This window comes from Sphingomonas bacterium (assembly GCF_903644055.1).
In the GTDB taxonomy this organism is placed as follows: domain Bacteria; phylum Pseudomonadota; class Alphaproteobacteria; order Sphingomonadales; family Sphingomonadaceae; genus Sphingomonas_I.
On the sequence record NZ_CAHJXD010000238.1, the window covers coordinates 1 to 3,821 of the forward strand.

The 3,821-nt window shown below is 66.1% G+C and carries 4 protein-coding genes; all 4 read left to right on the forward strand.

Features of this window, described 5'->3' with window-relative positions; translation table 11 throughout:
- The first annotated feature begins 68 nt into the window (after positions 1-68).
- Genes metG through HUU94_RS10535 form a run of 4 tightly spaced genes read left to right on the forward strand, consistent with a single transcriptional unit; the run spans position 69 to position 3,317 of the window.
- Positions 69-1,574 carry a methionine--tRNA ligase gene (metG, locus tag HUU94_RS10520; protein WP_174275034.1) on the forward strand — a complete coding sequence of 502 codons (1,506 nt, stop codon included), beginning with the start codon at positions 69-71 and terminating at the stop codon, positions 1,572-1,574.
- Between the two features lie 26 nt (positions 1,575-1,600).
- Positions 1,601-2,377: a TatD family hydrolase gene (locus HUU94_RS10525; RefSeq protein ID WP_174275035.1), complete on the forward strand. Its 777-nt coding sequence runs from the start codon at positions 1,601-1,603 to the stop codon at positions 2,375-2,377.
- A gap of 8 nt (positions 2,378-2,385) precedes the next feature.
- Positions 2,386-3,141 (forward strand): MBL fold metallo-hydrolase, encoded by a 756-nt coding sequence (locus HUU94_RS10530; RefSeq protein ID WP_174275038.1) that lies wholly within the window; start codon positions 2,386-2,388, stop codon positions 3,139-3,141.
- On the forward strand, positions 3,138-3,317 hold the full coding sequence (locus tag HUU94_RS10535) for a hypothetical protein (RefSeq protein WP_174275036.1): 180 nt from the start codon (positions 3,138-3,140) through the stop codon (positions 3,315-3,317). Before HUU94_RS10530 ends, HUU94_RS10535 begins: the two co-directional genes overlap by 4 nt.
- The last annotated feature ends 504 nt before the right edge of the window (positions 3,318-3,821 follow it).

The window sequence follows — 3,821 nt, forward strand, 5'->3', positions numbered from 1 at the left end:
GCATGACGGATACTTTGCGGAACATCCCAGACGTTGAACCCGTGGACCCTCGCCCCTAAGGCAAGCCGGTGCCCGAGCCCTTCTACATCACCACCGCGATCAGCTATCCCAACGGGCGGCCGCACATCGGCCACGCCTATGAGGCGATCGCGACCGATGCCATCGCGCGCTATCAGCGCCTCTCGGGCCGCGACGTCTATTTCACCACCGGCACCGACGAGCATGGCCTCAAGATGGCGCAAGCCGCGCGCGCGCGAGGCATCACCCCGCGCGCGCTGGCCGATGAAATGTCCTGTCTATTCCGTGAGATGGATGACGCTCTGAACATCTCTTACGATCGTTTCATTCGCACAACCGAGCCCGGTCACTACGCCGCCAGCCAGGCGATCTGGCGCGCGATGGCGGCCAGGGGCGATATCTACCTCGATCGGTACGAAGGCTGGTATTCGGTGCGCGACGAGGCTTTCTATGCCGAAGCCGAGCTGGTCGAAGGCGAGGGGGGCGACAAGCTTTCGCCTCAGGGCACGCCGGTGGAATGGACCGTCGAGGAAAGCTGGTTCTTCCGGCTCTCGGCCTATGCCGATCGCCTGCTCGCGCATTATGAAGCGCATCCGGAGTTCATCCGCCCCGAAAGCCGCCGCAACGAGGTGCTGAGCTTCGTGCGCGGCGGGCTCGCCGATCTCTCGATCTCGCGCACCAGCTTCGATTGGGGCGTGCCGGTGCCGGATTCGCCGGGGCACGTGATGTATGTCTGGGTCGATGCGCTGACCAATTATCTGACCAGCGCCGGCTACCCCGACGATCCCGCGCGCTGGCCCGCCGACCTGCACGTCATCGGCAAGGACATCATCCGCTTCCACGCGGTCTATTGGCCGGCCTTCCTGATGTCCGCCGATCTCGCGCTGCCGCGCCAGGTGTTCGGCCACGGCTTCCTGCTCAACAAGGGCGAGAAGATGTCGAAGTCGGTCGGCAACGTCGTCGATCCGCTGGAGATGGCCAGGCTCTACGGCGTCGATCAATTGCGCTACTTCCTGCTGCGCGAAGTCAGCTTCGGGCAGGACGGCAGCTACGGCCACGAGGCGATCGTCACGCGATCGAACGCCGATCTCGCCAACGGGCTCGGCAATCTCGCGCAGCGCTGCCTCAGCATCGTCGCCAAGAATTGCGGTGGTCGGGTGCCGGCACCCGGCCCGGCGCACGATCAGCTCGGCCTCGGCGCGCTCAAGCCGCAGCTCGATGAGGCGATGGCCGATCTCGCGCTGCATCGCGCGCTGGAGATCGTCTGGGACGGCGTGGCGCTCGCCAACCGCTATTTCGCCGACATGGCGCCGTGGAGCTTGCGCAAGGAAGATCCCGCGATGGCCGATGGCGTGCTGTACTGGACCGCCGAGGCGGTGCGCCAGCTTGCGATCCTCGTCCGCTGGGCGATCCCCGCGAGCGCGGACAGCCTGCTCGACCAACTGGGGCAGGGGCCGGATGCGCGCGATTTCGCGGCGCTGCCGTCGCCGCTCGTGCCGGGCTTGACCTTGCCCCCTCCGCAGGGCGTCTTCCCGCGCTGGACGGAGCCCACCTGATGCCGAACGTCGGATGCTGATCGCCGATGCTGATCGATAGCCATTGCCACCTCAACTATAAGGGCCTGGTCGAGGAACAGGGGGCGGTGCTGGCGCGCGCGCGGGCGCGGGGCGTGACGGGAATGCTCAACATATCCACCCGCGAACGCGAATGGGAGGAGATCGTCGCCACCGCCGTGCGCGAGCCCGATGTCTGGGCCTCGGTCGGAATCCATCCGCACGAAGCCGACGAGCATCCGGACGTGGACGCCGCCAAGCTGATCGCCGCCGCCGCGCATCCCAGGGTGATCGGGATCGGCGAGAGCGGGCTCGATTATTATTACGATCATTCGGATCGCGATCGCCAGCGCGCCAGCTTTCGCGCGCACATCGCCGCCGCACGGGAGACCGGCCTGCCGCTGATCGTCCACACGCGCGATGCCGAGGCGGACACCGCCGCGATCATCGCGGAGGAGATGGGGAAGGGGGCGTTCCCGGCGCTGATCCACTGCTTCACCGCCAGCGCCGCGTTCGGCCGGCAGATGCTCGCGCTCGGCCTGTCGATCTCCATTTCGGGGATCGTCACCTTCAAGAATGCCAAGGCGCTGCAAGAGGCCGCCGCCGAGCTCCCCGCCGATCGCCTGCTGATCGAAACCGATGCGCCGTTCCTCGCGCCCGTGCCGCATCGCGGCAAGACGGGCGAGCCGGCATTCGTCGCCGATACCGCGGCCTTCCTCGCCAGATTGCGCGGCATCGAAACCGAAAAGCTCATGGAACAGACGGCCGATAACTTCTTCAAACTGTTCGGGAAGGCGCGCGCGTGAAGCTGACGATGCTCGGCTCCGGAACATCGTCCGGCGTGCCGCGCATCGGCAATATCTGGGGCGATTGCGATCCCGCCGAGCCGCGCAACCGCCGCACTCGCGCGTCGATCCTCGTGCAGACCACGCAGACGACGATCCTCGTCGATACCGGCCCGGACATGCGCCAGCAGCTCCTGGATGCGAACGTCGGCGCGATCGACGCGGTGATCTGGACGCACGATCATGCCGATCACAGTCACGGCATCGATGACATGCGCCAGCTCTTCCTCCTCAGCAAAGCTCCCATTCCGGGCTATGCGCGCGCCGAAACGCTGGATCTGCTCGCGGAGCGTTTCGGATACGTCTTCGAGGGCGGCCGGGGCTATCCGCCGACCGTCGATGCGCGCGTGCTTGGCGACGATCTGATGATCGGCGATATCCGGGTGCGGGTTACCGATATGCCGCATGGGCGGATATTCTCATCGGGCCTGCGGTTCGATCATGCCGGCACGTCGATCGGCTATGCGACGGACTTTCACGCGATGACTCCCGAAATGGCGGCCTTGTTCGCGGGCGTGGACGTCTGGGTGCTCGATGCGGTGCGCCGCGCGCCGCACCCGACGCACACGCATGTCGCCAAAGCGGTGGAGCATGTCGCGGCGCTCAAGCCCGCGCGCGCGATCCTGACGCATATGGATCAGTCGCTCGACTATGCGACGCTGGCGAAGGAACTGCCGCCGGGAAGCGAGCCCGGCTATGACGGCCTGGTGGTCGATCTCGCATGACCGAATCGCAGATGATCGGATTGGTCGGCTCGTTATGCGCGATCCTTCTGGTCGGCAGCGGCATCGTCCGACGCAGGATGGATCCGCGCTCGATCGCGGCGCTGGTCGCGGCTTGGGCGGGCATCATCCTGTTGGGCATGCTGCTGGCCAACCTATGGCTGCGTCACCGCGGCTGATATGAAGTTTTACATAATATATATTATCAGATTGAGATCGTCATATGCGCGACCTTGGTGAAGATCCCCCCATCGACCGTCTTCTCGCCGTCATGGCGCGCCTCCGCGATGCCGAAACCGGCTGCCCCTGGGATGTCGCCCAGACGTTCGAGACGATCGCGCCCTATACGATCGAGGAGGCCTACGAAGTCGCCGATGCCTGCGCGGCCGGCGATATGGCGGCGCTCAGGGATGAGCTCGGCGATCTGCTGCTCCAGGTCGTCTTCCACGCGCGGATCGCCGAGGAGCTTGGCGCCTTCGCCTTCGCCGATGTCGCCGGGGCGATCGCCGACAAGATGGTGCGGCGGCATCCGCACGTGTTCGGCGATAGCCCGCGCGAGAATGGCCATGCGCAATGGGAGACGATCAAGGCCGGCGAGCGCGCCGACAAGCCCGATCCGAGCGCGCTCGCCGGCGTCGCGCGCGCCCTGCCCGCGCTGATGAGATCGGAAGAGCACACGTCTG